The following is a 2,417-nucleotide window of genomic DNA, read 5'->3' on the forward strand; positions in this document are numbered from 1 at the left end:
CAGCCCTGCCGAACGCATCGCGCTCGTGCTCCACGACGTGTTCGGCCGCTCCTTCGACGAAGTGGCCGACGTGCTCGACCGCTCCCCCGAGGCGGCGCGCCAGCTCGCGTCTCGAGCGCGTCGCCGGGTGCGGGGCGCCGAGAGCCCGGCCCRTCCGGATCGCGACCGAGGCCGGCGCATCGTGGATGCCTGGCTCGTCGCCGCGCGTGACGGCGACGTGCGGGCCCTGCTGGAACTCCTCGACGACGGCGCCGTGTTGCGTGCCGACTACGGCAGCACCGTGCAACTGGTCGAGGGCGCCCAGGCCATCGCCGGACAGGCGGTGCTCGCCGGGCGGTTGGCTGCGCACTCGACGCCCGTCCTCATCGACGGCCGACCCGGCGTCGCGGCCATCATGCACGGCCGGGTCGTCTCGATCATGGCGTTCGAGCTCGACGGCGACCGGATCGTCGGGCTCGACGTGCTCGCGGACCCTGCCCGTTTGGAGGGCCTCGATGTCTCACTCTATATCTCTTGACAGTAATATTACTGCTGAGTGATACTAGGGCTATGATCGCCTCACTGAGCGCCCTGGCCGAGCCGAACCGGCTCGCCATCGTCGAGCTGCTCCGCGACCACGGGCCGCACTCGGTCGGCGAGATCGCCGGCACACTCGACCTGCGCCAGCCGCTGGTCTCCAAGCACCTCCGGGTCCTCAGCGACGCCGGCATGGTCGCCGCACGCATCGACGCCCAGCGTCGCATCTMCGACCTCCAGGAGGCACCGTTCCGCGAGATCGACGGATGGCTCGACTCCTTCGCCGCGGTCTGGGCAGGCCGCCTCGACCGTCTCGACGCCCACCTGCGTCGCAGCGAGGACCCGTCATGACCGCCCTCCGCATGGTCAAGGACCTCGAGCGGCGCGAGATCACCCTCGAACGCGAGCTCGGCGCCGACCCCGAGCGCGTGTGGCGTTCATGGACCATCGCCGAGGAGCTCGAAGCGTGGTGGGGGCCGGAAGGCTGGTCGACCACCGTCCGCGCGCTCGACGTGCGTCCGGGCGGGCTGTGGCACTTCGGCATGGGGCCGGTCGCGAGCACGGAGCCCGAAGTGTGGATCCGCTCGATCTACAGCGAGGTCATCGAGCACGCGATGCTCGCGTACGTCGAGGGCTTCTCGGATGCCACGGGCGCCGACCTCGACCCCGAGTCGCAGGCCGTCACCGTGGAGTTCTTCGGGCTCGACCCCGGCCGCACCCGGCTCGTCCTGCACACCAGGTTCCCCTCCGTCGCCCGCCTCGAACGCGTCGCCGCCATGGGGATGCTCGAGGGATGGAGAACTGGATTCGACCGCCTCGACCAGCACCTCGCGAAGGGAACACCATGATGAGCAACAACACGCATGCCCCCGGTGGGAACGCCATCGCCGCCCCCGCGACCTCGACCGTCGTCTCGGCCGACGGAACCCGCCTGACCACGCAGGTCGTCGGCACCGGCCCTCTCCTCGTGCTCGTCGACCCCGCCATGGCGACCCGGCGCGACTCCGCCAAGCTCACGGCCGCGCTCGCGCCGCACTTCACGGTCGTCGGCTACGACCGCCGCGGTCGCGGCGACAGCGGGGACGCCGATCCGTCGGGAACGGATGTCGCCAACGAGGTCGCCGACGTCGCGGCGGTCATCGCGGCCCACGGCGGCCGGGCCATCCTCTTCGGCAGCTCGTCGGGAGCGGTGCTCGCGCTCGAGGCTGCTGCGCGGCTCGGTGACGCCGTCACGGGCCTCGTGCTCTACGAGCCCCCGTTCATCGTCGACGACAGCAGGGCCCCGGTACCGCACGACCTGCCCGGTCGGATCGCCGCGGACGTCGCGGCCGGCCGGACCGGCGCGGCATCCGCATCGTTCTTCACGGAGGCCGTCGGTGTGCCGCCCGCCTTCGTGGCGATGATGCGCCTCACGCCGATGTGGCGGCGGGCGAAGCGCATCGTGCGGACCGTCCGCTACGACTTCGCCGCGCTCGAGGGCTTGCAGGACGGCCGGCCGCTCCCGGCCGATCGCTGGAAGGGCCTCGCGGCGCCGGGCGTCGTCGTCGTCGGGTCGCGCAGCGAGCCGTTCTTCCACGCCGGTGCGCGATCGCTCGCCGACGTGGCGCCCTCCATCGAGTTCGAGGTGCTCGACGGCGGCCATCACGGCACGCCCATGATGTCGCCCGCTCCCCTCGTCGAACGGATGATCGCCCGCTTCGCGAACCGCTGACCCGATGCGCGTCCCGGTCAGTCGGTGGTGAGCAGCACCTTGACGGCTCGCCGTTCGTCCATCGCCCGGTATCCCTCGGCGGCCTCCTCGAGGGGAAGCGAGAGGTCGAAGACCTTGCCGGGGTCGATCCTGCGGTCCCAGATGAGCTGGATCAGCTCGGGGAGGAACCGGCGCACCGGGGCCGGTCCCC

The 2,417-nt window shown here is 71.6% G+C and carries 4 protein-coding genes and 1 pseudogene; 4 read left to right on the top strand and 1 reads right to left on the bottom strand.

Annotated features, from left to right (window positions below):
- The 4 genes from AC1DY2_RS18620 to AC1DY2_RS18635 all read left to right on the top strand — a co-directional run.
- The coding region (locus tag AC1DY2_RS18620) for a sigma factor-like helix-turn-helix DNA-binding protein (RefSeq protein ID WP_476763764.1) at window positions 1-517 on the top strand (517 nt) is incomplete at its 5' end.
- Between the two features lie 32 nt (window positions 518-549).
- The gene (locus AC1DY2_RS18625; RefSeq protein ID WP_476763765.1) at window positions 550-867 is read left to right on the top strand and encodes an ArsR/SmtB family transcription factor; all 318 of its coding nucleotides are present in this window, start codon (window positions 550-552) and stop codon (window positions 865-867) included.
- Window positions 864-1,364, top strand: a complete 501-nt coding sequence (locus AC1DY2_RS18630; RefSeq protein ID WP_476763766.1) for an SRPBCC family protein — start codon at window positions 864-866, stop codon at window positions 1,362-1,364. Before AC1DY2_RS18625 ends, AC1DY2_RS18630 begins: the two co-directional genes overlap by 4 nt.
- Entirely contained in the window at window positions 1,361-2,227 is an 867-nt protein-coding gene (locus AC1DY2_RS18635) for an alpha/beta fold hydrolase (protein WP_476763767.1), read from the top strand. The genes AC1DY2_RS18630 and AC1DY2_RS18635 overlap by 4 nt, the downstream gene beginning before the upstream one ends.
- A gap of 17 nt (window positions 2,228-2,244) precedes the next feature.
- On the opposite strand, the pseudogene AC1DY2_RS18640 reads toward AC1DY2_RS18635, so the two are convergent.
- Window positions 2,245-2,417, bottom strand: a pseudogene (locus AC1DY2_RS18640) (IMP dehydrogenase); the annotation flags it as partial.

Source organism: Agromyces sp. P1_H4 (assembly GCF_056405255.1).